This window comes from Psychrobacter sp. 1U2, assembly GCF_051847575.1.
In genome coordinates this window covers 1-765 of the sequence record NZ_JBPYDC010000938.1, presented here as the reverse complement: position 1 = coordinate 765, position 765 = coordinate 1, and the positions used below count along the sequence as shown (strand labels likewise).

1 protein-coding gene is annotated in these 765 nt (G+C 37.0%); it reads left to right on the top strand.

Annotated features, from left to right (window positions below):
* Positions 1 to 143: 143 nt before the first annotated feature.
* A partial coding sequence (locus tag ACS8FD_RS19675) for an Abi family protein (RefSeq protein ID WP_439277107.1) occupies positions 144 to 765 on the top strand: 622 nt, incomplete at its 3' end.

Here is a 765-nt window from a genome sequence, read left to right as displayed (position 1 = left end):
AATACATGTATTGACAGTGGTGTCAATAAGTCATATAATGGACGCAACACAACCGCCACGCTTAGTGCCCTCAGGGTAACGCGCAACCATGGCGGTTTTTTAATATCTGAAAATCCTGAGATTTATTCCCATGGAGTGACTAAATGACCTTAGTTACCTACTCCAAACCACCTATAACCTTTGCACAGCAAATCATGAGCCTTGAACAAAAAGGTATGCTTTTTGAAGATAAGGGGGCTGCTGAAGCTAAGTTAGCTAGTATTAGCTATTATCGTTTAAGCGGTTATTGGTATCCTTTTCGAATTCGTAATAACCAAAATGTCGTTACTAGTCAATTTCGGGGCGGAACAAACTTCAATGAAGTTATTTCTTTGTATCAGTTTGATCGTAAGTTGCGTTCCTTAGTTTTTGATGCTATTGAATATTTTGAAGTAGCCGTTAGAACCCAATTTACTTACCAATTAGGTCATAGCTACGGTGCTTTTGCACATGTAAATAGGCAAAACTTTCATCCTAAGTTTAAGCACTATAAATGGGTCAAAAAGTTAAAGTCTGAAGTAAAGCGCTCGAAAGATGACTTTATAAGACATTACGAAAATAAATATAACGATTTCCCCATAGTACCTATTTGGATGCTCACAGAGGTTATGTCCTTGGGTTCACTATCGCATGGTTATGAGGGTCTAAAGAATAATAATCGAGAAAAAAAGCATATTGCTCGATATTTTAATCTACATTATAAAAAGCTAGAGAACTGGCTCCATG